Genomic DNA, 23,479 nt, shown 5'->3' on the forward strand with positions numbered 1-23,479 from the left:
GCGGGATATTCGACGTGCTCCACACGCCCAACCACGACTATCGCATTCTTGACGCGCAGGGGGCGGCCGATTATCTGGCCGCTCATCCAGCGCTGGCGGCACATCTGGGCGGGACGCCTGGAGAATGGACCTGCCGGGATGTCGCAGACGGCAACCTGAATTCCGTGTTCCTCATCGACGGTCCGCAGGGTGGGCTTTGCGTGAAGCAGTCGCTTCCCTATGTCCGGGTCTTCGGCGAAGGCTGGCCGATGGACATCAACCGGGCGCGTTTCGAACATGCCTATGCCAGCCGTGTCGCACCGCATGTCGGCACGCTCGCCCCACGCATCCATCACTTCGATGAAACGCAATTCATCACCGTGATGGAGAAGCTGGAGCCGCATATCATCCTGCGCAATGCAATGCTGGCAGGCCGGCGGCTGCCGCGTGCCGTCGCCGATGTGGCGGAATATGCGGCCCGAACCGCGTTCCATACCAGCGATCTCGCCGTGCCATTCGAGCGGAAATTCGCCGACGCCGGCGTCTTTTCCGGCAATCTCGCCCTGCAGCGGATTACGGTCGATCTGGTGTTCACCGATCCTTATGTCGAGAGCGGACGCAACCGGGTTCTCTCGCCGCATCTCGATGCCTGGGCCGCTTCGCTACGCGAGGATAGCGCCCTGAAGGCGGCCGTCGCCCGCCATCGCCTCGCCTACCTCAGCAAGGCCCAGTCCGTATTGCACGGCGACCTGCACACCGGCTCGGTGATGGTGACGCCGGACGATACGCGCATCATCGACGGGGAATTCGCGCTTCTCGGCCCGACGGGCTTCGATACGGGCACGTTCATCGCGCATTATGTCATGGCCTGGTTCGCCCGTTCGGCCCATGAAGGATCGTCACAGGAGAATGCCTCGTTCCGTGCGGCGCTTGCAGACGATATCGTGGAATTCTGGAATGTTTTCGCCACGCGGTTCATTCACCTCTGGCAGGAATGGGACGGCGAGAACGACGGGACGCCCCGCACCCATTTCACCAGCGGAACGGATCGCCAGGCGCTCGATGCCTTCAGGCGCTCCTATGTCGATGAAATCCTTGCCGACACGGTCGCCTTCATGGGGGTGGAGATCATCCGCCGCATTATCGGTTTCGCGCAACTGGCGGATTTCACCACGATCGCCGACGAGCCAGCCCGGGCCAGGGCGATGGCCGGTGCGCTGAGCTTCGCGCGGACCGTATTGCTGAATCCCGGACGATTCCGCGACGTCGCCACGCTCGTCGGCGCCTTGCTGGAGCATGAAAGAGCGGATGCCGGCGATCCCCAGGCTACAGGGAATGTCTGACCCATGACGGTGAAATACCGGTTTTTCGCCGGCCTGGTCCTCGTCGATATCGAAGGCACCATCAGCCCCATCAGCTTCGTGCGCGATACGCTGTTCGCCTATAGCTGCGAGCACCTTGCTTCATTCCTGGCGGAGCGTGGCCATGAACCCGCTGTCGCTGCAATCCTTGAGGAGACACGCGAGCAATCGGGCGATGCCGACGCATTGCGTGCGTTGCTCGCCTGGCAGGAGCAGGACATCAAAGCCCCACCCCTGAAGAAATTGCAGGGCTTGATATGGGAGCGTGGTTATACCGAGGGTGCCTACAAAGCTCCGCTTTACCCGGATGTGCTGGGGGCCCTGGAGGCATGGAAGGCCATCGGGCTTCCTGTCCACGTCTATTCCTCCGGCTCCGTGAAGGCGCAGGAACTGTTCTTCCGCTACAGCACGGTCGGCGATATCCGCGCCAGATTTGCAGGATTTCACGACACCGGCGTCGGTAACAAGCAGGTTCCGGCTTCATATGGCCGGATTATCGAGATTGCGGGTATTCCTGCCTCATCCGCACTGTTTTTTTCCGACAATGCCGGTGAACTTGCCGCTGCAAGCGATGCGGGGTTGCAGGTGGTTCAGGTGGTGAAAGACGGAACCGTAGCTGACGCGCGCTTCCCCCAGATATCATCTTTCGACCAGATCGCGGTCGATCCGGCGTAGTGGCGGTTAGCACTCTTGAACCTTGGGGCAGATTCCAACAGCGCCTGCCTGTGCATCTTCCTGTGATCGCAGATATGGAATGCGACACGGCTTTACGCCGCAGTCCCTGTCGAACAACTTCCAGGGTGGATCACGACCAGGTAATTGTAGTGAACTTGCTCAATGAATTAGACTTACCGACATCTTGCACGAACTCTCCGATGACCGCCGCGTCCGGATAGTGGACATCGAGTTGCGGCAAAACGTGCCGAGCGAAAGTTCGACGCTGTTTTTCTCGCAGACACGCCAGCGCTTATTCCGGATATCGATAGCTTTCCTCCCTCAATGGGTTGGGCCGACCATTATCCTTGAATAGCGCAGGAGACCAAGCAGCATCACTCGCCGAAACGCTTTTCTCAATGGAGCAGCACCGCGCCGTCGAGGCTCTGGCGCGTGCCGGAAAGACCGCCCGCGAAATCATCATCAGTTCTCCCGCTTACAGCCATCAAGTGCTGGTTGAAAGCCTGAATCGCAGCAGCCGTCATCTTCTGGCTTTGATTTAACGAGTCCTGAGTCTAGGTTCGCCTCGCCTCGGCCAACCACTCAGCCGTGATCCTGCTTGCCTTGTGGGCTGTCCAACGAGTGGCCGATGTCCATCATGCAAAGTGCGGTGCTATTCTTGCTGGCAGGATGTCTGTTCATCAAGGCGTGGCGCCTATCGGGAACATCTTCTCTTCTTTGCCGTTCCGGGATGAGGATGCGCGCGCATAGTTCCCGTGGATGTTCGCGCCGCTCCGGAGCCCTGCCGCAAGGTCCGAGCGCGGTGGGGCTTTTATCTTTGATAGCCTCATCAGCCGGTCAAACAGGACCGGCAATTCGTTTGAGCATATCTGCGAAAGACACGTCAGGCTGTACCTGCGATACCGATCATCCCCAGCGCTTCACTTGACCGATCCCGAAAAGGATCGGGAAAACGAAGCTCGGGCTATCCGATCAAGAGCAAAACCAAAAGAAAACCACTCCCTCCGAACCGTCACCTCCGAAGCCGATCGGCTCCTCCAGCGATGACAAGAAACGCTAGCTGTGAGCTTTCGGGAGGTTGTCCATTCGAGGCGGATCAAGGAGACTGGAGTTACCACAGCATCGTGTTTTCCGAAAATCGATTCCGATTTTCGGACCGATGTTGTAGTGCGAATTCATCCGATCTCCTTGTTGCCGCTGATGACGAACATCCGGAAGTATTGGAAAAAGGTCAGAATTCTTCCCAGTTTTCTGCCGTGAAACCGGCATTTGCAACTGCAGGTTTCCGGGCTGTATTGCGGGCCCGCACGACGGAGCCAACCTGAACCGATGGCGCTTTCATTGCGCGGGCAGTATCGCGCAAAGCCACGGCTTGGTTTGTCGCCCCATCCAGTTTGAACCGGTCAACAAGGTCCCGAAGCTTGGCCGCCTCCAGCGCCAGAGAATTCGAAGCAGCGTTGGACTGTTCGACCATGGCTGCATTCTGTTGCGTCGTCTGATCCATCGAATTCACCGCCTGATTCACTTCCGCCAGTCCGGTCGACTGTTCCTGGGCGGACGTTGCGATCGATTCCATATGACTGTTCATTTCGACAATGAACTCGCCGATCGTTTTCAGCGCCTCACCCGCATCGCGCACCAGCTTCACGCCGCTTTCAACTTCGACAGAAGAGTTTTGGATCAGCCCCTTGATTTCGCGGGCGGCAGTCGCGGCGCGTTGCGCAAGCTCGCGCACTTCCTGGGCAACGACGGCGAAACCTTTTCCAGCGTCGCCTGCACGCGCCGCTTCCACGCCGGCATTCAGTGCAAGCAGGTTCGTCTGGAAGGCAATCTCGTCGATGACGCTGATGATATTGGAAATCTGTTGCGAAGACTCCTCAATCTTGGTCATGGCCTCTTCGGCATGGGAAACAACCTCTGCGGACTGAACGGCCGAGCGATTTGCACGATGAGCAACCGAGCGGGCCTCCTCCGTCCTCTTGGCCGAATTGGCGACATTGACCGTGATCTCATCAAGTGCTGCGGCCGTCTCTTCCAGAGCGGCAGCCTGCTGTTCGGTGCGCCTGGACAAATCGTTGGCGGCTTGGTTCAGTTCCTTCGATCCTCCATCGATTGCGCCGGTCGCGTCCGCGACTGCATTCATGGCGTTTCGTAGCTGTTCGACGGCTGCATTAAAGTCCGAGCGGAGACCTTCAAAGTCCGGAGCGAACGCATCGTTGAAACGGAAAGTCAGATCGCCCCCGGCGACCTTCTTCAGCCCATTCGCCAGGTGGGTCGTCGCATTTTGCATTTCCTCGGCGCGTTTCTGGTCAAGCACCGCCACGCGGACCCGTTCCTGTTCTGTGGAATGCCGATTTTCTTCGGCTTCCTGTTCGAGCGCGAGCGCTCTCAACCCGTTCTCCTTGAATATTTGAACTGCGGCGGCCATCTTCCCGATTTCGTCGACCCGCTCTCTTTCCGGCACGTCGGTTTGGAGGTTTCCGTCTGCAAGGCGTTGCATGGCGGCGGTCATTGCACCGATTGGTGTCGAAATCGACCGCGAAACAAACCACATGGCAATGACGCCGGCGCTTAACACGAAGAAGCCGACGGTCGCCTGCATCCATCCGTCGGAGACGTTGCGTTGCACTAACGCTGCGTTGAGCTTTTCCGCCTGTGCGAGAGCGACGTCCGTGGGCACTTCGATCAGGACAGACCATGGTGTTCTGGTTCGTCCAAGCGTGATGGGAGCCAGCGCCCGGAACACGGTCCCATCCGCCAGGGCTTCCTTGCGCCCGCCCTGGATTGTAGGCAAGAGCGCGGTCAGCGTCCCATCGGTTTTGTCAAGGGAGCGGCCAACTAACTCGGGATGCTCACTGGAGGCAACGATCAATCCCTTGTAACTGATGATTTCGACGGAGGCTTTTCCGTCATAAAGGCTTGCCTTCACCTGCTCGGCCAGCTTCTGGACGAATGCAAGATCGAAATCCGCCCCGGCAACCCCCATGAACCTCCCGTCCACAGTGACGGGTACTGACATGGTCGCCAGATAGACATTCTTGCCCTGAACGATATAGGGCAACGGATCGAGAATACTCTCGTTCCCGCCATTTTGGGGGCCTATGTACCAGCCGCCCTTCATCACGCCGTTTGGATGCAGATCATGACTGTCGTACTCGACCAGAGGCTGAATGTCGATTGAGCCATTGGCTCCCCTCGTCCAATACGGCAAGAACCTGCCCGTCGAATCCGAACCGGCCTTCTTGTTGTTGTGATAGGAACCATCCAACCCGTCGAGAGCATTGGGCTCCCATGCGCTGTAGGTACCATTGAACTGTGGATTATCCTGCAAGACCTTCAGCAGGACGGCATTTAACTGATTTCGCCGCTCTAAGACAGGAATGGCGTTCTCGGTGGCCAAGGTTTCAAAGACACGGGCCATATTGCGGGCCGCGTCGAATGCCTCATTAAGAGAGCTTTCGATGATCCCAGCCTGCGTCGTTGCCAAGCCCAACAAGCTTTGCTTCGTCATTTCCCTCGTCAGCTCGGACACGTTTTCGCTGACGAAATGCTGTCCATTGCGGGCGGCAAGCACGCCATATCCCAGGAGGCCGCCGACCGCCGTAAAGACGCTCAAACCTGAAAGAACTGCGATTTTGACCTTGATTGATCGGAATTGCATGTTTCACCTCGCGCATATGAGCCTGAGGTGATTTCATGGCAGTATTATTTATTGATAGTTATTGACAAACATCAAAAGGAAAATATCTCTTAAAGAATTCTCCTTATAAAGCAATACGTTATTTACAAAATCCAGAATTCGCACAATCACTCGAGTTCATACTTAAGTTCAACAGGATTCTTCAAGATATTCAATGCTAAATGTCAAAATTCATAACAACATCAACTCCTGATTTTACTCCAAAACAGAGAATCCAAGATAAAATACTATATTTCAGATTTCTATTTGGAAAGGACTCCATGACATTGAAAGGTCGCAGCGCTCCCGCATTGCGGCTCTTCAGCTCGTTCGCAGCATTGGCCAGCTTGCCCAGGCTGGCGAGGTCATGACGGGATATGAACTGGCTTCCTTGAAGGAAGATATGTCAAACGCTTGAATTCAAGCTATTTTCAGAGCTGCAATATCTCCCGTTTCCAACGCGCGCAGATTCGCTTCGATCCTGTCGATCGGCCAGTTCCACCATGCGAGATCCAGAAGTTCGGCGATGACGCCTTCCGGATAACGCATCCGGATAACGGTCGCCGGATTTCCGCCGACGACGGCATAGGCGGGGACATCGCGGGTAACTACGGAAGCGGCGGCGATGATTGCGCCTGCACCGATCTGCACGCCGGGCATGACAGCGGCATTATGGCCGATCCAGACGTCGTGGCCGACGACCGTGTCCTTCACGGGCAAGTCCTTGTAACCGAAGGTTTCCGGTTTGAAGATGCGGAAGGGATAAGTCGTGACGCCGGTCATGGGATGATTGGCTGAACTGGTGATGAAATAGCTGCCCCGGGCGATCTGCACGAATTTGCCGATCACCAGCCGCTCGCGGCTGTCGGTAAACAGATAGGGCGCCAGGATTTCGGCGGTCTCCTCCAGCTTTCCGTAATGCGTGTAATAGCTGTAGTCGCCGATCTCCATGCACGGATGGCTGACGGCGTTCTTCAGGTAGACCGTGGTTCGCGAAACCCTGCCGTCCGGATGAGTGACCGGAAACATCGCGCTTGCATCGAGAAGAGGCACGGCAAGACCCTTTCCTTGGAAAATTCGGCGCCCACCGGAAGCAGTTCAGGACCCTTCTGGAGCCTGGCCGATCAGAAGAACAGCAATCCTGCGATACGCACAGCAATCCCGCAAGGTCACGGGTTTTCGTCCTGGCATAAAACATCTCCGGATAATGCCTCAAACACGGAGATAGCCATGATCGGAAACTCTTTCCCAGACCCTTCAAACGCAAGAGAACATCTTTTTGCAGCACCACCCCCGCTTCGCCGCGACGTGCTGCTTGCCGGCCTTTCCGCCTCGGTTCTGGCGGCCATGCCCACCGGCGCCGCGGCAAGAACCACCACCAAAAACAACCAGGTCAGCAAGGAAAGCCGTGACATGAACTATGTAACCACCACCGACGGCGTAGAGATTTTCTACAAGGACTGGGGTCCGAAGGATGCCCAGCCGATCGTCTTCCATCACGGCTGGCCGCTCTCCGCCGACGATTGGGATGCCCAGATGCTCTTCTTCCTCGGCAAGGGATATCGCGTGATCGCCCATGACCGGCGTGGACACGGACGTTCGAGCCAGGTCGGCGACGGCCACGACATGGATCATTATGCCGCTGATTTCGCCGCGGTCGCCAATCATCTCGATCTCCGCAACGCCATCCATATCGGGCACTCGACCGGCGGCGGTGAGGCGACGCACTATGTTGCCAGGCATGGCCAGCCGGACGGACGCGTGGCAAAGCTGGTGCTGATCGGCGCCGTGCCGCCGATCATGGTCAAGACGAAAGCCAATCCCGCCGGCCTGCCGCTGGAAGTCTTCGACGGCTTGCGCGCCCAGCTTGCCGCCAACCGCGCGCAGTTCTACCACGATCTCGCAAGCGGCCCCTTCTATGGTTTCAATCGGGAAGGCACCAAGACGGTCGACACCATCGTCCGGAATTGGTGGCGCCAGTCGATGATGGGTGGCGCAAACGCGCAATATCTCGGCATCAAGGCGTTTTCTGAAACCGATTTCACCGAAGACCTCAAGACGATCACGGTGCCGACGTTCGTCATGCATGGCGAGGACGACCAGATCGTGCCGATCGCCGACTCCGCGCCGCTTTCGGCCAAGCTCCTGAAGAATTCCACTCTCAAGGTCTATCCGGGCCTGCCGCATGGCATGTGCACGACACATGCCGAGATCGTCAACGCCGACCTGCTCGCCTTCATCGAGCGCTAGTCGGCCGGGAAGCGGCGCCATCCGCCGCCGGCGCCGCTTCCCTATCCATCGTCTCCTTCGCCCTCCAGGATCGGCCTCGCAAACGCACCGATCGGCATCTGAACTAAAAGCTGTAACGCCGCTCCATCCGCGATGGAGCGGTTATCACTATCGTTGATGCCGGCCGGAGCTTCGATCGAAAAAGCTGTCCCCAGGCACAGGGCAACCCACCGGTTTGCGAATGCCGTCAGTGCCTCCGGCACTGACCGTTCATTCCTTGGATCAGGTTCCGGTAGTCCAGCGACCGATGTCGCCAATGGCGGTTGAATTCTATTCTCCTTCCACGTTCTCGACGACGAGCCCGCTGGAAGGAATCGAGCATGGCTCCCTTTGATATCAAGCCGCCGACCGCGGCCGTGACGTTCACGAAGCCTTTGGAAGCAGGCGTGACGCCGGATCGCGAAATGCAGCGTGTGCTGCGTACCGCACCGGTGGAATCCTTCCGCATCGACGACCCTTTCGACACCCGGCTCGCCCGCTGGAAGCACGATCCCTTTCATGAAGTCGTGCAGCCCATGTCGGACCATGTGATCATGACCTATCTCGGGAAGATGCAGCGCCTGGAGCGGCGGTCGGGAAGGGAGTATTCCACCGGAACGGGGCGCCGTGGCAGCATCACGTTCATCCCGGCCGGCTCCAGTTCGCGATGGGACATCCACGGACCGATGGATATCGTGCAGCTTTATCTGTCGCCGGAGCTTCTCGACCGTGTCGCGCGCGAATGCCCTGGCCCCGCGAGGCCATTGATCGAGAGCACCGCGCAGCCGGACAGTGTCATGGCGACCCTGCTGGAGATGACGCATAAATCATCGGGCGATCCGGCCTATCTGGAGGCGCTCTATCGGCAGCAGCTGGCAAGCCTGATCACCATCCACCTCGTCAAGACCCATAGCGGTGTCGCTGAAACCGCTGAAAAAGCCTCGGGCGGCCTCTCCCCGGCCATTCTCCGCATGTCGCTGGAGCGGCTGTCCTCGGAAAACGAGGCGGATTTTTCACTCGGCGCGCTTGCCGAAGCTGCCAATCTTTCGCGCTTCCACTTCTGCCGGGCCTTCAAGAAAAGCACGGGGCTCACGCCCCATGAATGGCTGCGCCAGCGACGGATGGAACAGGCGATGGCGATGTTGCGCAACCCGGTGCTGCAGATAACCGACATCGCCGGAATGCTGGGTTATGCGACGCTCACCGCCTTCGGTGTGGCGTTCAAGCGCCATACCGGATTGACGCCCGGGGAATGGCGCCGGACCATCCTTTGAAACGAGATTGGACATGATCGGTACCCGGGTAAAAAAACGCTGCAGCCGGCTCGTCGGAAGCCGGCTGCAGCGGTTTGCACGATGGAGGGTGACAACGCGCCCCTGCCCGTTAATGTTCACGCGGCGGAAGGAACCCCTTGACGGTGGTGAGGTCCGGCCAGGGCAAAACCGTTTCGCCCGATACTTGCCAATCGCCATTTGTCCGTCGCAGCCTCAGTTCGTAGAATGCCGGCGACGCGCGATCGCTCATGCGGCGGTAGAGAACTGCCGTCGCCTCATCGCCCTGTTGCTCGTGCTCGATGTGCAATATCCTTTTCTCGGTCGAAAGCGGTCTTTCACCGCCATCACGCCGGGAACGGAATTCCGCAAACATTTCCGCCTTGGAAAACCGGGCGATCGTGCCCTCCGGGGTCAGGACCAGAAAGCCCAGGTCTTCGGTGTACAGACCCTCCATCTCCTCCATTCGATAGTTGCTGCCCACTTCTGCCAGCCGATCGATGAATGCGACGATTTCAGGATTATGCTGCTCGTTCATAACTTTGCTCCTTCAAGCAAGGGCCATGCCGCCATCGACATGCAGTTCGATGCCGTTCACGAAGCTTCCTGTGTCGGACGCGAGGAACAGCGCGGCACGGGCCAGTTCTGCAGGCCGCCCCATGCGGCCGGCGGGAATGAGGGACGCCATCTGGTCCTCAAATGCCGGACGATCGGCTTCCGAAACCCCGAGCTTGCCGAGGATTGCGGTTTCGACCGGTCCGGGGCTCAGGATGTTCACGCGGATCTTCCGTGGTTTGAACTCGATGGCCCAGTTCCTGGCGAAGGCGGCAACCGCGGCTTTCGAACCGGAATAGACGGCGTGGTCCGGCAGGACCTTGGTGGCGGCAAGCGAACTCGTGATGATGATGTTGCCGCCATCGCGGATCAACGGAGCAAGCGCCTGCACGCCGAAGAAGACGCCGCGGGTGTTGGTGGCGAAGTGGCGGTCGAAATCCTCCGGCGTGACGTTGGCCGAAGCGGTGAGGTTGATAACGCCGGCATTGGCCATGTAGATGTCCAGCCCGCCGAAACGGGCCTTCACCATATCCGCAAGCTTTTTGTGATGCGCCAGGTCGGCGACGTCGCCGACGAAGCCAATGGCGCCATGGCCGATTTCGCCGGCCGCCTGGTCGACGATATCCTGGCGTCGGCCGGTAATGATGACCTGTGCTCCCTCCTCTGCGAAGAGCCGCGCGGTTGCCTTGCCGATGCCGCTGTTGCCGCCGGTGATCACGGCGACCTTGTTCTTGAGATGCTGCATTTGTTTATCTCCTGTGGTGTCGGAGGGCTGCCTCTTCGGCCAGCCGGCCTAAAATCCCGCATCACCCGTCGAAGGGAGCGGCCGCGACGAGATCGACGGACGACGGGACGCGATAACCGGGCACCAAGCGTTCGCCGAAATCCCGCACGAAGTTGTCGTAGGTGGTTGCCGGCTGCGTTTTCGCGATATGGCAGAAACACGCGGTCATTTTCTGCTTCATTCCCAGCCGCGGGAATTCAGCGACGATCGCCCGCACTTCGGATGACGGAATGAGGCTGTATTTCAGGCCCACGACATCAAAACAGATGCCGGTCGTGCACAGCATAATCTCCGGCTCCTTGTAGAGCCCGATCGAAGGCGTCGAGTTAAGTGCGACACTGTCCCAGATCAGTTGCGCGCGGCGCTGGCCCAATCCGGCCCTCGTTGCAAGATCCCGCGCCAGATCCGCGGCCTCCACCTCAAACCGACGGGGGCCTGCAAACCTCTCGTTAAGGGTGATGTCGTGCAGCAACACGCCGAGGGCAACGACTTCCCCGTCATGGGCGATGTCCTGGAGCTGTGCGATCCTGACCGCGAATAGCCAGGATCGGAGAACATGGTTGAACAGGTAGGGCTCGTAAGTCTCACGGGCATAATCGATCGCCCGATCAATAAGCGTCGTTCCGGGAACTGAAATACCGGCAAACATGCGTGTCTCTGTCGTGGTCATGTCGTGCCCCTCTGACGATTGCGGCGGGTGGACTTGGCGACCCCGGCTGACCGGGATCGCGCGCGGTGCCTCATCGGCACTTCGGCTATTTGCCGTCAGTAATCCCAGAAAACCGGCACCCAACGGAAAGCGTCGCCATCAACGGCAACATGCCCGACCGAAGGAAACGGCATGTGGGTGGCTACCAGTAGCTCGCCGGTCGCCGCCAGTTCCTTCAAAAGCCGGACTCGAACGCGGGCAGCCTCCTCAGGATCGTGTTCGAAGCCGTTGAACCAGTCGGGGTGTTCGAAACCGACCGCGAACACGGCGTCGCCGGCAAACATAAGCCGGTCGTTGCCGGACGCCACGCGGACCACGCTGTGCCCAGGGGTATGGCCGCCGGTGCGGGAGACGACGACGCCTGGAGCGACCTCATATTCCTCGTCAAATAGCCGCAGCTGGTTATGGTATTCCTTGGCAAACCGTTTGGCGGCAGCGCGAAGAGCGTCCGGGAAGCCCGGAGGCATGTTTACATGCGTGAAATCGGGCGCCTCCCAGAATTTGACTTCGGCGGAAGCGACGTGAATCCGCAGATCCGGGCGCAGCCGTTCTTTAACGCCGTCGACGAGCAGCCCGCCAACGTGATCCATATGCATGTGGGTCAACACGACGTCGGTCACCGATTCGAGATCGATTCCGGCGCTCTCCAGCCGCTTGACCAGCTGCCCTGCCCGCGGCAGGTTCAATTCGGGATCCAGTCCCAGCCCTGCGTCGATCAGGATGGTCTGCGCGCCGCTGCGCACCACGACGGCATTCAGTGCCCAATCGAAAGCGTCCACCGGCAGGAACATATTGTCCAACCAGACGGCGCGTTCTGCTGCGTCGACATTGTGCCCCAACATCTTGGTCGGCAGCGGCAGCACTCCATCGCTGACCACCAGCACTTCGATTTCGCCGACCTGCACTGCATAGCGCGACGGAACCAATTCCTCGGTTGCCGATCTACCGGGGCGTAAGGTGTTATCCAAGCTCATGTTTGTCTCCTGCTGACCCATCGTGCGGGGATTTGCATCTGCCTGTGTCATGCTGCGCTCCTGTTCTGCGGGGATTGGAACGTGCCGGGCACGGACCATGCGGCAGAGTGTATTTGGGCGCATTTTGGCGGTCGATTGGGTCAAGGGAGAGGGAAGGCTACACCAGAGAACAGGGTGGACTGTCCCGTTCGTTTACGAGGACAAGGACCGAGTTATGGCTGGACTGGTATGAGGAAGGGGAGGCTCATGTTTTGAGGATAGGCCCTGAATGAGCCGTGACCGCCGTCAATCGAAACAGGTGGTCCCTTAAGCATGGTTGCGAGACCAGGCCCTGCCTCCTCAGGCGGGCGATCCAGGCAGACGCGTGCGTCAATCCTCCACGCAGTCCGCTTCCACGACATAACGGCCGCGATGCCGGTGTGATGCCGGGCCCGGAAAGAACTATGGCAAAGTGTGGCCGGGTCAGTCCTGCCGGTCGCTCAGCGCATCGCGGACGGCCGCAAGCAGGGCATGACCGTCAAATGGTTTTCGCAGGAAGCCGCCAATGCCTCGAGCCCGATCCTGATCGGCGATCTCATGCCGCCCGGTAACAAGAAATACGGGTAGCTCCGGGTTCGTTTGCCGGACAAGCTCACGGAGCTCGAATCCATTGGCGCCGGGCATGCCGATATCGGTGATCAACACGTCCACCCCCTCAAGCCCAAGGGCGAGCAGCGCCTCGCCCGAGAGGAAGCTGCGGGTCCCGTAACCCGCCGATTCCAGGAGCTCCACCAATGAAGCAAGCACTCTCGGGTCGTCGTCGACGATCGCTACAACAGGCTTGTTCATATCGTCCTCCCTCTGGCCCGGCCGCCACCGGGTCACGGCATCTTCGGCACGTCGAGCGGCAGGGTGAAAACGAATGTCGCGCCGCACGGTTCATTCTTTTCTGCCCATAGCTGGCCGCCATGCGATTCGACGATCGAACGGGAGATGGCGAGACCCATCCCCATTCCCTGATCCTTCGTTGTGAAGAAGGGCTCGAAAATCTTGTCGGGAAACTGCACGCCCCGCCCCTTGTCCCTGACCTCGATCCGGACCATGTCGCCAGCTCGGAAGGCACGGATATGAAGAACCCTGTCGTTCGGAGCGGAGGCCATGGCGTCCATGCCGTTGCGCATCAGGTTGACCAGCACCTGCTGGATCTGGACCCGGTCGAACGGGACGAGGCGGAGACCGCTCTCGCCTTCGATATCCATCCGGATACGCTGCCGCCCCGCCTCCTCCGCGAGCAGATCGCGCGCCTCCCTGACGGCGGCGCCAAGCTCGACGCTGTCCCGCTTGTCCGTCGACTGCCTGAACAGAGCGCGGATGCGACTGACCACCTCGGCGGCGGAATTGGCGCTGTGGACGATGCGTTCCAACGTCTTCTGGGCACGTTCGATATTCGGCGGCTCTGCCGTCAGCCAGCGCTGGCAGGCGCTGGAATAATTCATCACCGCCGAAAGCGGCTGGTTCACCTCATGCGCGATGGAGGCCGACAGTTCGGCAAGGCTGGCCGCCTGGTTGGCGCGGGCGAGGTTCTCCTGGGCACGGCTCAGTTCGTCCTGGGCATGCACCTGATCCTCGATATCCAGGCAGATGCCGTTCCACTGAACGATCTCGCCATCGCCATTGCGCATGGCCGAAGCACGGGTCTCCACCCAACGGTATACGCCGTCGAAGCGTCGCAGCCGATGTCTCAGCGCATAAGGCTCGCCGGTGGCCAGCGAATGGGCATACCGTTCCTTCACGACGGCCAGGTCATCGGGATGGATCACGGTGTCGAGCGTGCCATCCAATCGGGATTTTCCGAGACCGTCCGTGTCCTCAAGATTGAGGCCGAGGTATTGGCGGAGCCGTTGGCTGCGATATATCGGCTTGCCATCCGGCAAGGAGCAATAGATCAGGGCGGGCAGCGTCTCGACAAGCTGCTGCAGGTGCCGTTCGCTCTCGCGTAGCGCTTCCTGGGTGGTTATGAGGTCATGGATGTCGGAACTCACGCCGTACCACTGGACGATCGTGCCCACCTCGTCCCGCAACGGCTCCGCCCGCGTTTCGGTCCAGCGATAGCTGCCTCCGGCCCGATGCTGGCGGTAGCGCTGAATGTAAGGGACACCTGTCGTGACCGAATGCAGGAAAGCCTCCCGCGCCGCCACCCTGTCTTCCGGGTGAACGACACCGAGTGACGCCGACCCATCCGGCGCGGTGATGTCTTCGATCGTGGCGCCCGTCACTTCCGTGAATGGCTTGTTGACATAGGCCGGGGTTCCGTCCGCCATCGTGCTCCAGATCAGCGCCGGCACGGTATCGATAAGCTGCTGTAGCTGCCGTTCGCGTTCGCGGAGCGCCGCTTCGGTTCTCTTATACACGTCGATATCCAATGCCGTTCCATACCATCCGATGATACGTCCTTGCTCGTCCCGCGTCGGGCGGGCCGCTGCCCGGTGCCAGACATAGGCGCCGTTGGCGCGCAGGACCCTGTATTCGAAGTTCCAGTGCTCGCCCGTCTTGAGCGCGCGGCGCAACGTTTCTCCCGCCCTTTCGCTATCGTCGGGATGCGTGCCGCGCTGCCAGCCCTGCCTCCCGCCTTCAAGGAAGGGCTTGCCATCCAGCAGAACGTTGAGATCCTCGAGCGTCATCGCGATCGAGGTCTGCGCCGTCGGGGTTGCGTAGGTAAATTGTCCGGTGGCATCGATGGCCCAGGCGCCGCCATAGAGTTTCTCGATCGCGAGAGCAGCTTGAACCGCATCACCCGTCTCGCCGAAAGAGCTCGCCATCGTCCACGGCTCGTCCTGCCGCGCCACGGCCGGATCGACATGGACGCTGATACCGTAGCCCGGCTCCACCCGGAACTCGACCCACCGGTAGCTTCCATCCGCCTGAAGCTGACGGTAACTGCTGACCTGGGGAATACCATGAAAGAAGGCTCGCGCCGCTGCCTGCTCGACGGTCGGTCGGTCATGCGGATGGACCGCGTCCATCGACTGAAGCACGTCTCGGGCGGGTCGATCGGCGAGCGGATCATCGATGTCTTCGGCGCGGTATTCGCCCATCTGGGGCGGAAGGGCCATGTCGATGACCGTGCCGTACCATCCGGTGATCGTGCCCGCCCCGTCGCGTATCGGCTGCCCGGTGCTGCGCGCCCAGCCATAACTGCCGGTCGCACGCAGCATCCGGTGTTCGACGTTGTAGTGCCCGCCCGTCTGCATGCACCGGCGCCAGGCGGCAGCGGCGGCATCATAATCTTCCGGGTGGATGACCCGCCTCCAGCCGAGCGTGTTCTCGTCAAGCTGTGAATTGAGGCTTTCCAGGCTGGTGCCGAAAAAAGCGAGTGCTGCCGGCGTCACATAGATAAAATTGCCGTCGGCATCGGTTGCCCAGGCATTGCCGGTGATCCGCTCGACGACCTTCGCCGCCTGCACGGCATCGATATCCGGGGACCCTGCCGATCCATCACTACCTACCCCTGACGTTCCGGCGGACCTCGACATGCCTCAACCCGATCCCATCGCATTTGAGATCGCCATGGTGCCTTAAATCGGGACCGCACCACAGCCCATCTGGCGAGAACGGTATATGGGAGCTTGCGACAAAAATACCTGTTCCGAAGGATAGGGCGAAGATTTATGATGTGATTTCGTCCACTCCCCCCACGGAATCGCCGGCGAAAAGGGATTGGCGAAGCTTTTCCGGGTTGCTTCTTCTGCGCTCGATGCCGGCTGCGGGATCGAGCCGGCATGGGCAGAATGACCGGTATTCAGGTGCTGAAGATCGTCCGGATCGACTTCAGGAAAGCGGAGGCGTTCCGCTCGTGTTTTGCCGCGACGAGCGGTAGCTGGCTGATGTCACCGGAGTATGTGGACAGCATTGCCGCGACCTCCTCGGCTATCGCCGGGCGGTCGGCGATCAGGCGCGCAAAGCTCTGCTGGTCGATCTCGTACGCGGTGACCCGCGTCAGCGCCTGCAGCGTGTAGGCTTCGCCTATTCCTGCGAGAAGCCCGGTTTCGCCAAAGAAATCCCCCGGCGAAAGGCGCCTCTTTTCCTGCTCGTCGTGCTGCATCGATACGATACCGGTGCGGATGATCATCATCGAGGGCAGCGCCTGCCCCTGGGAGACGATGACTTCGCCCTTGCGATATTCGCGTTCCATGCCCGATTGGGCCAATTCCTCTTTTTCGGATCGGGTCAGAACGGAGAAGATCGGATTTTCATCGATGACCTCCCGCAGCGTCGCTTCAGACGGTCGGGTGGCGTCCTCCAGCGGTATTCCGTTCACGATGGCGATCGCCGAGGGCGGCATCGCAAGCTGCAATCCGGTGGATCTGCAATGGCGATAGAAACGGTCGATGACCTCGTTTTGAGCCCTCGTTCTCAGCATCGGATTGCTCACCCGGAAAAACAGATGCATTTCCAGTGCGGTGGCATCCAGGGCGCTCAGCAAGACCAGGGGCGGCGGTTCCCTCATGATCGAGTTGCAGCCGGCCAGAACCGTCAGCATGGCCTCCTCGACGACCGAGGGAGCGTGCGTCGGCACGACCCGCACCGTCATCTTGAGAAGATGCGTTTCGTCGGGCCGGCTGACATTGGTCAGCTTCAGCTTGGCAAGGACGCTGTTGGGCAGGACCACGATATTGTTGGCGCTTGTCAGGATCTGCGTCGAGCGCCAGGTGCTCGCGATAACACGCCCTTCCGTACCGTCCTCAAGGAGTATCCAGTCGCCCATTGCATAGGTATGCCCGAGATTGAGGGCGATACCGGAAAAGACGTCGCCGAGTGTGTTCTGAAGAGCAAGACCGAGCGCAATGGCGATAACGCCGGAGGTCGCGATCAGCGTTCCGACCGGCGCGCCGAAGACGAAAGCCAGGGCAAAAAGCGTGACGCACATATAGACGACGCCGACGACGATGTCCTGCAGGAGGCGGGCCTCGCGCGGCCGGCCTTCCAGAACCAGGTAGATCCGCACGAAGCCGATGACGGCCCATGAAAGATGGAGCCACCACAACAACTGGGCGAAGACGACGAAAACGGCCTGCGCGTCGTCGATCCGCAGGCCATCCGATTGACCGAGCGGAATATCCCCAAGAACGAGGACGAAGGTCATGGCCGTGAAGAAGGCGATCTGCACGACAAGCCGCAGATTGGATCGCATCGGGCCGATGCGCTTCCAGACGGCCATGCCGGTCAGACCGAGAATGATCAGCCATGTCAGCGGAGTGGTGGCGATTTCACCCAGATAAGCCTGCAGCATGGTGATGTCCCGTATCGATGTCCGCCGGTCAGTAACCAATGCCGGCGATATAGTTCGCCAGCATGTGTTCCTGCAGCTGCTCCTGCTCGAAGAGCACTTTCAGGGCGTCGCGAATATCGAGAACACCGAGCGGTTTTGCATCCGCACCGAGGACCGGCATGTTCTGGATGCGGTTTTCCACCATGACCCGCCATGCAGCCTGCAATTCGTCCGCCGGGCTGCAGGAAATGATGTTGCGGCTCATCAGCGCCTCGATGCTTGCCGTCGGCTCGTGATCCGCCAGATGGCGAATGAGATCGGATTTGCTCAAGACACCCGCCGCCTTGCCGTTTTCCTTGCTGACCACGGCAAGTCCGATTCCCGGATTGGAGAGCGTCAAGGCGGCAGCCTGCAGCGTGGCGGCGACATCGATCACCATCAGGCGTGCCGATGTCATGGGATAGAGTTTCTCGATGCGCATGAATCCCTCCTGATGGCATTTGCTGGCGCAACCGGGCATTTCGGTATTGGTTGTGATCGGGACCGGGATGGCGCCGCCAGCGACACCATCCCGTCGTCGACGTCAGGCCGGAGCCGCCCTCCCCGGATCGAGCTTACTTTTCGTAAGTCGTCAGGTTGGTTTCGTTCGTATCGACCACGAACACCGCAAGCAGGCGGGCGCGCTCCGTCTTGCTTGCGTTTTCGCTGACGCCGTGATGATCGCCGGGAAATTCGGAAAAGCTCTCGCCGGCATGGTAGACGGTCACCGGCCCGCCATTGACCTGGCTGGCGATCGCCCCTTCCAGAACCGTCGCGTAAATGAATGCGGACTTGGGGTGCGTATGGGCGGGCGAAGTGCCGCCGGGCGCATATTCGACGAGAACGCCCTTCATGCTCTTGCCCGGCACGTTCGGCAGCGGTTGATCGTAGACCAGCGTCACCTTTTCGTCGTCGCCGTCATGGGCCATGACCACAGCCACGGAGGCGAATACGAGGGCCGTCGCGCAGAGAAATGTCCTGATCATTTTTCATTTCCTTGTTGAGCTGAGGCATGCCGGCCCGACGGACCGGCGAAGCCGGGAGGAGTTCGCGAGGGAGCCGCTTATTTCTTCTGGGCGGCGGGAGACTGCAGCCAGTCTTCGAAGCGGATCGCACCGAGGCGGGCGCCCTCATCCGGAACCAGTGTCCGGTCGTCGATCTCGACCTCGAAATAACGAGCGTGCGGATCGGCGACGACCGTGCGCGGATCGTTGGTGGCCTTGAGGTAGCGCGCGATGAATTCGTTCATCGGTGCGCGCTCCGGACCGGCGATCTCGATCATGCCGTTGACCGGTGCGGCCAGGGCCGCGTCGGCCATGGCATCGGCGACATTGTCTGCCGCGATCGGCTGGAAAGCGCCCGTCGGCAGCCGGACGGTCGTACCCTCGGTGGCCGATTGGGCGATGGAGGCGGAGAACTCGAAGAACTGCGTTGCATGGACGATCGTGTAGGGGATTCCGGAATTCCGGATGTGATCTTCCTGACGCAGCTTGGCGCGGAAATAACCCATCGCCTGCATTCGGTCCGTGCCGACGACCGACAGAGCGACGTGATGGCCAATGCCGGCGACCTTTTCCACCGCGAAAAGATTGCGGCCGGCGGCCTCAAAGAAATCCATTGCGGCTTTTTCTTCGAAGGACGGTGAGTTTGCCAGGTCGATCACGACCTGGGCACCGGCCAGTGCTTCGGCAAGGCCTTCTCCGGTGACGGTGTTCACACCGGAATTCGGCGAGGCGGCGAGCACTTCGTGCCCCTTCTTGCGAAGCCGCTCGACTGTCTTCGAACCAATGAGGCCCGTGCCTCCGATGACGACGATTTTCATGTCCGATCTCCTGGTTTCAAGTTTGATGTCGGGGTCGTGGTTTGCCCGAAGGCATTATTTCGCCGAGGCGGCTTCCTCGATCAGCGCGGCGATTTCCCTGGGATGCGAGACCGCCAGGGCATGGGACGCGCCCTCGATGACGACGGTCTTCACCGCATGCGAACGCTTCGCCATGAAGTTCATCACCGCCGGAGGAATGTTGCGATCCTCCGAGCCATAGATCGCGGAGGAAGGTAGCGTCTTCCACGAGGCGACGCCGGACGGTTCGGCCAATGCGGCCTGCGCAACGGGGCGCTGGGTGGCCGCCAGCAGCTGCGCCTCGTCCTCGGGCACATCTGCGGCGAATTGATCGTGGAATCGGTCCGGCCGGATGTAGAGGTCCTGGCCGCCGCCCGGCAGCGTGGTCGTCGTCAGCGCGTCCGCCAGAGTGCTGCCGGGAAATTTTCCCGAAAGACTCTGGCTGGATTCGCCGGTCTCCGGAGCGAAGGCGGCGACATAAACCAGCGCCTTCACATTGGAATTTCCGTTGGCGGCTTCCGTGATGACCGGTCCGCCATAGGAATGGCCGACCAGCACGACCGACCCCGAGATCGAGCGGAGGAGACTTGCGACCGCCGCCGCATCGCCGGCAACGCTGCGCAGCGGATTGGCGGCGGCAATCGCCGTATAGCCGTCCTTGGCGAGCGCACCGATCACGCCGTTCCAGCTCGATGATTCGGCAAATGCACCATGCACAAGCACGATCGTCGGCTTGGCCTGCGGTTCCGCGGCCTGTCCGAGTGCGGTCGCTGCCGTGCTGACCGCCGCGGCGAGCGCCAGAGTTTTGATGATATCGCGCATCCGATGTCTCCTGTTGCGACCTTTCGGCCGGTCGGGAGAATGCGTCAGGGCGAGCCGTCGGCCTATCGAACACAGGCATCGGCCATCTAGTCCCAGAGTACAGGTACGGTAGATCGGGTGATTAGACGCCCTGCCTGAAATCACCGCCGTCACACCCTGCTGCGAGCGACGATTTCACACCTCGCCGATGATCGGCGGCGTCGGGCTGGGAAACAGGCGTGCCTCTTTTCGGCCGTCCGGCGGCAAGGACGACGGGCTGCATCGCCCGGGCGCCATGCGCCAAGGCCGGAGGTTTCCGAAGAGCGAGATATCACCGGACACGCCGAACGGAGCGGCCGCCGGTCGTCAGCGATGCCGCAGGATCAGACTTGCGGCTTTTCGCGCAGGCTGGAAGGCAGCGAATCCCAGGCGCGGATGAGTTCGCCGACGGAAATGGTCCGCATCTTGCGCATCACATTGCTGCGATGGAGTTTTACGGTGATCTCGCTGATCCCGAGTTCGAAAGCGATCTGCTTGTTGAGGCGGCCGCGCGCCACCTCGCGAAGGACCTGGCGTTCGCGTGGCGTCAGCGTCGCAAACCGTGTGGCATGCTGGTGGATGCTTTCCGCCTGCGCCCTTTGCTCCACATCCCGCTGGATACCGGCAATCACGGCGTCCAGCAGCGTCTGGTCCCGCACGGGTTTCGTCAGAAAATCGACGGCCCCGGCCTTCATGGCCTGCACGGTCATGGGAATATCGCCGTATCCCGTGAGGAAGACGATGGGTTTCGTGACCCCGCGCGTCGAGAGCTGATGCTGCAGATCGAGGCCGCTCGCGCCCGGCATGCGCACGTCCAGCACCAGGCATCCCGGCCGGTCGGGAAGGCCGGCGTTCAGCAATTCGCGGGGCGACGGAAAACAGGCGACATCGAGGCCGACGGACTCCATGAGTTCCTGAAGCGAGTTACGAACATCTTCGTCATCGTCGACGACGAGAACCAGCGGACTATCCGCAACGACAGTTGAGGCGCCCATGGGGGTCATCTCCCGAGACGGCAGATTGCGGATACGGCGATGCAAGGCCCGCCTGTCCTGCCACACTGCGACCAAATATATGCCGACGAGTGAAAAGCACCGTTGCCGGCAAAGATGCATATATCCTTCATCACTCAACATCCCCATCTGTCGTCGGAACGTTCGCATCGCCAGCTCCACCCGGCGGCAATGACCAGCCGCAATCGATGCCCCGCCCCGTCTGTCTGTCAGGACAATGCCGCATCTTCCGCTGCAGGCTTGCGGGTCCGGCTCCTCGCCCGATCCGCAAGCCATCTGCGGACGTCGTCGGAGAATTCCGGCGGCGCCTTGCGTTCCAAGGCGCCGGCGATATCGGCCAGCGTTTGGCTCGCAAGCGAATCCCGCATCGCCTTCTCCGCGCGCAGCATCACCGCGTGGATCGCGCATACGCCTTTCGTCGCCCATGACGGCGGCCGCTCCCGGTACACGGCGCAGCGGCCGCGAATCTCCTGGCAGTCGAACAAGGGCTTCCTGCCTTCGATCGCGTCCACGACCTCCAGAACGGTGATATCTCCGGGCTGCCTTGCGAGCAGATATCCCCCTTTGATCCCCTCGGATGCGGACACGATCCCCGCCTTCTCCAGCTTCGGAAATATCTTCGCCAGAAAACTCGGGGAAATTCCCTGAAAATCAGCAAGGTCGCGACTGCTCAGCGGCGCTCCGGGCGAGCTCGCCAGCCACAGAAGACAATGCAACCCGTATTCGACACCTGCCGTCATATGCGCCATAACTCGGACTATAATTGTCTGCGTTATGGCTGACAAGCATCAATTTGGATCGACTGGCGAGGTGTATCTCTCCCCCGCATGCGATCGCCTGCCACGGGAATGGCAGTACCCATGGGCTTTGCTCCAGCGTCATCGGCGTTCCGCGGTGTATCCGGGCTCATGTCCCGGCCGTTGTCCGCGACCTCCATTTCGATCGGGGCTGAATATCCGTCATTTAAGATTCCGATAAGCGCAGGGCAGGCCCAAATCCGTCAACAATGCGTCTCACACTACGGAATGGAACGGGTTGGGATCGATCAAGCCAGGGATGGGACGAGCCCATACCAAAGGATAGGTTCTCCGCACGGATGACCTTATCCGGCGCGGGGGGCAGCGTATCGGGCGAATACGCCGCCCTAGCTAAAGGTGGCGCCGAGTTCGTCGGCGAGGCTCACAACGCAGGCGCAGCCGGCCGGAAAGGAAAGCCGCCCTTGCCGACATGTCTATCCGGCATCCCGCGTTTGATCGTAGGCATGCTGCGCAGCCAGGACAGCATCCATATTTTTCTCCGCCCAATGGGAGAGTGCTGATATCGTATCGGTCAAAGTAGACCCCAACGGCGTCAGAGCGTACTCGACCGTTACGGGGACCGTGGGAAAGATGCTGCGTGAGACAAGTCCGTCGCGCTCCAGCCTCCTCAACGTCTGCGAAAGCACCTTTTGCGATATGCCCTTGATATCGCGCCGGATGTGATTGAAGCGCACCGGCCCGTCTTGCAGCCGGTCGAGAATGAGCACCGCCCATTTGTCGGCGAGACGATCTAGTACCATCCGTGTTGGGCAGCGGTCTTCATAGACATTATAGGCGTGTTGCATCGCGCTCATGGGTTGCCTTTCACGGGACGGTTTCTTGAAGGAAACCATGTGAGAAAAAAGTGCTCTCTTTCGCAATCCGAATTACCGTGTATCTATCCGATCGATAGATAGTTTCCAAGAGAAACCCAGGAGATGAGAATGAACGATAAGGTTCTTGTATTGGGTGCGACAGGCACCTGACGGGACCGGAAGCAATGTCATACACACGAGCCGCTGGCGTCTTATCCGAGATTGTCGGCAAACCGATCGCCTATAACGCAATAGGCGATGACGCTTTTATCGGCCTCTTAACAGAGGCGGGCATTGCGTCTGACTATGCAGGCTTCCTTGCCCCGATCTTCCATCCGGTTCGGCAAGGATGGACGGTTGCTGTCACAAGTGACGTCGAGACACTGACCGGCAACGCTCCATGATCGTTGAAGACCTATGCGGCTGACAATGCCGCAGCCTTGAAGGTTTGATCTTCCAGCACCTTCACAACCGGCACCAATGCCGGGAATACGACATCCCTAAATGAAGGAGATGGCATGAAAGAGGCCGCGCCCGCTGAGAGAACGGATCACTGAGATGCAGATGATGATCGAGGGACAGTCACACTTCCAGCCTTTCGGCTTACCTTATTGGGGTTTTGCAGATCTCAA

Annotated in this window: 21 protein-coding genes; 5 read left to right on the forward strand and 16 right to left on the reverse strand. The window is 60.2% G+C overall.

The genetic code is table 11. The annotated features are described in order from the left end of the window. Nucleotides 1–14: 14 nt before the first annotated feature. From mtnK to ACFFP0_RS02045, 3 genes are all read left to right on the forward strand, one after another. Entirely contained in the window at nucleotides 15–1,322 is a 1,308-nt protein-coding gene (gene mtnK, locus ACFFP0_RS02035; RefSeq protein ID WP_377255375.1) for an S-methyl-5-thioribose kinase, read from the forward strand. A 3-nt stretch (nucleotides 1,323–1,325) separates the two neighbouring features. After that, complete coding sequence (mtnC, locus tag ACFFP0_RS02040; protein WP_377255377.1) at nucleotides 1,326–2,015, forward strand: acireductone synthase; 690 nt, start codon at nucleotides 1,326–1,328, stop codon at nucleotides 2,013–2,015. 398 nt (nucleotides 2,016–2,413) lie between these two features. Continuing rightward, nucleotides 2,414–2,557, forward strand: coding sequence for a hypothetical protein (locus tag ACFFP0_RS02045; RefSeq protein ID WP_377255380.1), 144 nt, complete (start codon nucleotides 2,414–2,416; stop codon nucleotides 2,555–2,557). 689 nt (nucleotides 2,558–3,246) lie between these two features. Here the strand turns inward: ACFFP0_RS02045 and ACFFP0_RS02050 are convergent. Together ACFFP0_RS02050 and ACFFP0_RS02055 are read right to left on the reverse strand one after the other, a co-directional pair. Beyond that, nucleotides 3,247–5,676, reverse strand: a complete 2,430-nt coding sequence (locus ACFFP0_RS02050; protein ID WP_377255383.1) for a methyl-accepting chemotaxis protein — start codon at nucleotides 5,674–5,676, stop codon at nucleotides 3,247–3,249. Between the two features lie 438 nt (nucleotides 5,677–6,114). Beyond that, nucleotides 6,115–6,747, reverse strand: a complete 633-nt coding sequence (locus ACFFP0_RS02055; RefSeq protein ID WP_377255386.1) for a CatB-related O-acetyltransferase — start codon at nucleotides 6,745–6,747, stop codon at nucleotides 6,115–6,117. A gap of 360 nt (nucleotides 6,748–7,107) precedes the next feature. Between ACFFP0_RS02055 and ACFFP0_RS02060 the strand changes: the two genes are divergently transcribed. Together ACFFP0_RS02060 and ACFFP0_RS02065 are read left to right on the forward strand one after the other, a co-directional pair. Then, nucleotides 7,108–7,944, forward strand: a complete 837-nt coding sequence (locus ACFFP0_RS02060; protein ID WP_377255445.1) for an alpha/beta fold hydrolase — start codon at nucleotides 7,108–7,110, stop codon at nucleotides 7,942–7,944. A 359-nt stretch (nucleotides 7,945–8,303) separates the two neighbouring features. Continuing rightward, complete coding sequence (locus ACFFP0_RS02065) at nucleotides 8,304–9,236, forward strand: AraC family transcriptional regulator (RefSeq protein WP_377255389.1); 933 nt, start codon at nucleotides 8,304–8,306, stop codon at nucleotides 9,234–9,236. Between the two features lie 109 nt (nucleotides 9,237–9,345). Here ACFFP0_RS02065 and ACFFP0_RS02070 read toward each other — a convergent pair whose 3' ends face one another. From ACFFP0_RS02070 to ACFFP0_RS02135, 14 genes are all read right to left on the reverse strand, one after another. Further along, complete coding sequence (locus ACFFP0_RS02070; protein ID WP_377255392.1) at nucleotides 9,346–9,771, reverse strand: nuclear transport factor 2 family protein; 426 nt, start codon at nucleotides 9,769–9,771, stop codon at nucleotides 9,346–9,348. Nucleotides 9,772–9,783: 12 nt separating this feature from the next. Continuing rightward, complete coding sequence (locus ACFFP0_RS02075) at nucleotides 9,784–10,533, reverse strand: glucose 1-dehydrogenase (protein WP_377255395.1); 750 nt, start codon at nucleotides 10,531–10,533, stop codon at nucleotides 9,784–9,786. Between the two features lie 61 nt (nucleotides 10,534–10,594). After that, nucleotides 10,595–11,242: an HD domain-containing protein gene (locus ACFFP0_RS02080; protein WP_377255398.1), complete on the reverse strand. Its 648-nt coding sequence runs from the start codon at nucleotides 11,240–11,242 to the stop codon at nucleotides 10,595–10,597. A gap of 95 nt (nucleotides 11,243–11,337) precedes the next feature. Next, nucleotides 11,338–12,306 (reverse strand): MBL fold metallo-hydrolase, encoded by a 969-nt coding sequence (locus tag ACFFP0_RS02085; RefSeq protein ID WP_377255401.1) that lies wholly within the window; start codon nucleotides 12,304–12,306, stop codon nucleotides 11,338–11,340. A gap of 411 nt (nucleotides 12,307–12,717) precedes the next feature. Continuing rightward, nucleotides 12,718–13,083, reverse strand: coding sequence for a response regulator (locus ACFFP0_RS02090; protein ID WP_377255404.1), 366 nt, complete (start codon nucleotides 13,081–13,083; stop codon nucleotides 12,718–12,720). A gap of 32 nt (nucleotides 13,084–13,115) precedes the next feature. Further along, nucleotides 13,116–15,767 carry a PAS domain-containing protein gene (locus ACFFP0_RS02095; protein ID WP_446692703.1) on the reverse strand — a complete coding sequence of 884 codons (2,652 nt, stop codon included), beginning with the start codon at nucleotides 15,765–15,767 and terminating at the stop codon, nucleotides 13,116–13,118. A gap of 266 nt (nucleotides 15,768–16,033) precedes the next feature. Then, nucleotides 16,034–17,524 (reverse strand): mechanosensitive ion channel family protein, encoded by a 1,491-nt coding sequence (locus tag ACFFP0_RS02100; protein ID WP_377255410.1) that lies wholly within the window; start codon nucleotides 17,522–17,524, stop codon nucleotides 16,034–16,036. 28 nt (nucleotides 17,525–17,552) lie between these two features. Beyond that, on the reverse strand, nucleotides 17,553–17,984 hold the full coding sequence (locus ACFFP0_RS02105; protein ID WP_377255413.1) for a CBS domain-containing protein: 432 nt from the start codon (nucleotides 17,982–17,984) through the stop codon (nucleotides 17,553–17,555). Nucleotides 17,985–18,117: 133 nt separating this feature from the next. Continuing rightward, a complete protein-coding gene (locus ACFFP0_RS02110; protein WP_377255416.1) occupies nucleotides 18,118–18,528 on the reverse strand; it encodes a cupin domain-containing protein in 411 nt (136 codons plus the stop codon). A gap of 77 nt (nucleotides 18,529–18,605) precedes the next feature. Further along, nucleotides 18,606–19,364 (reverse strand): SDR family oxidoreductase, encoded by a 759-nt coding sequence (locus ACFFP0_RS02115; protein WP_377255420.1) that lies wholly within the window; start codon nucleotides 19,362–19,364, stop codon nucleotides 18,606–18,608. Between the two features lie 54 nt (nucleotides 19,365–19,418). Next, on the reverse strand, nucleotides 19,419–20,204 hold the full coding sequence (locus tag ACFFP0_RS02120; RefSeq protein ID WP_377255423.1) for an alpha/beta fold hydrolase: 786 nt from the start codon (nucleotides 20,202–20,204) through the stop codon (nucleotides 19,419–19,421). A 362-nt stretch (nucleotides 20,205–20,566) separates the two neighbouring features. Continuing rightward, on the reverse strand, nucleotides 20,567–21,217 hold the full coding sequence (locus tag ACFFP0_RS02125) for a response regulator transcription factor (protein ID WP_377255426.1): 651 nt from the start codon (nucleotides 21,215–21,217) through the stop codon (nucleotides 20,567–20,569). A gap of 227 nt (nucleotides 21,218–21,444) precedes the next feature. Further along, nucleotides 21,445–21,984, reverse strand: a complete 540-nt coding sequence (locus ACFFP0_RS02130; RefSeq protein WP_512699788.1) for an RrF2 family transcriptional regulator — start codon at nucleotides 21,982–21,984, stop codon at nucleotides 21,445–21,447. 482 nt (nucleotides 21,985–22,466) lie between these two features. Further along, entirely contained in the window at nucleotides 22,467–22,838 is a 372-nt protein-coding gene (locus ACFFP0_RS02135; RefSeq protein WP_377255448.1) for a winged helix-turn-helix transcriptional regulator, read from the reverse strand. Nucleotides 22,839–23,479 lie beyond the last annotated feature (641 nt).

This window comes from Neorhizobium puerariae (assembly GCF_042429745.1).
Taxonomy (GTDB): domain Bacteria; phylum Pseudomonadota; class Alphaproteobacteria; order Rhizobiales; family Rhizobiaceae; genus Neorhizobium; species Neorhizobium puerariae.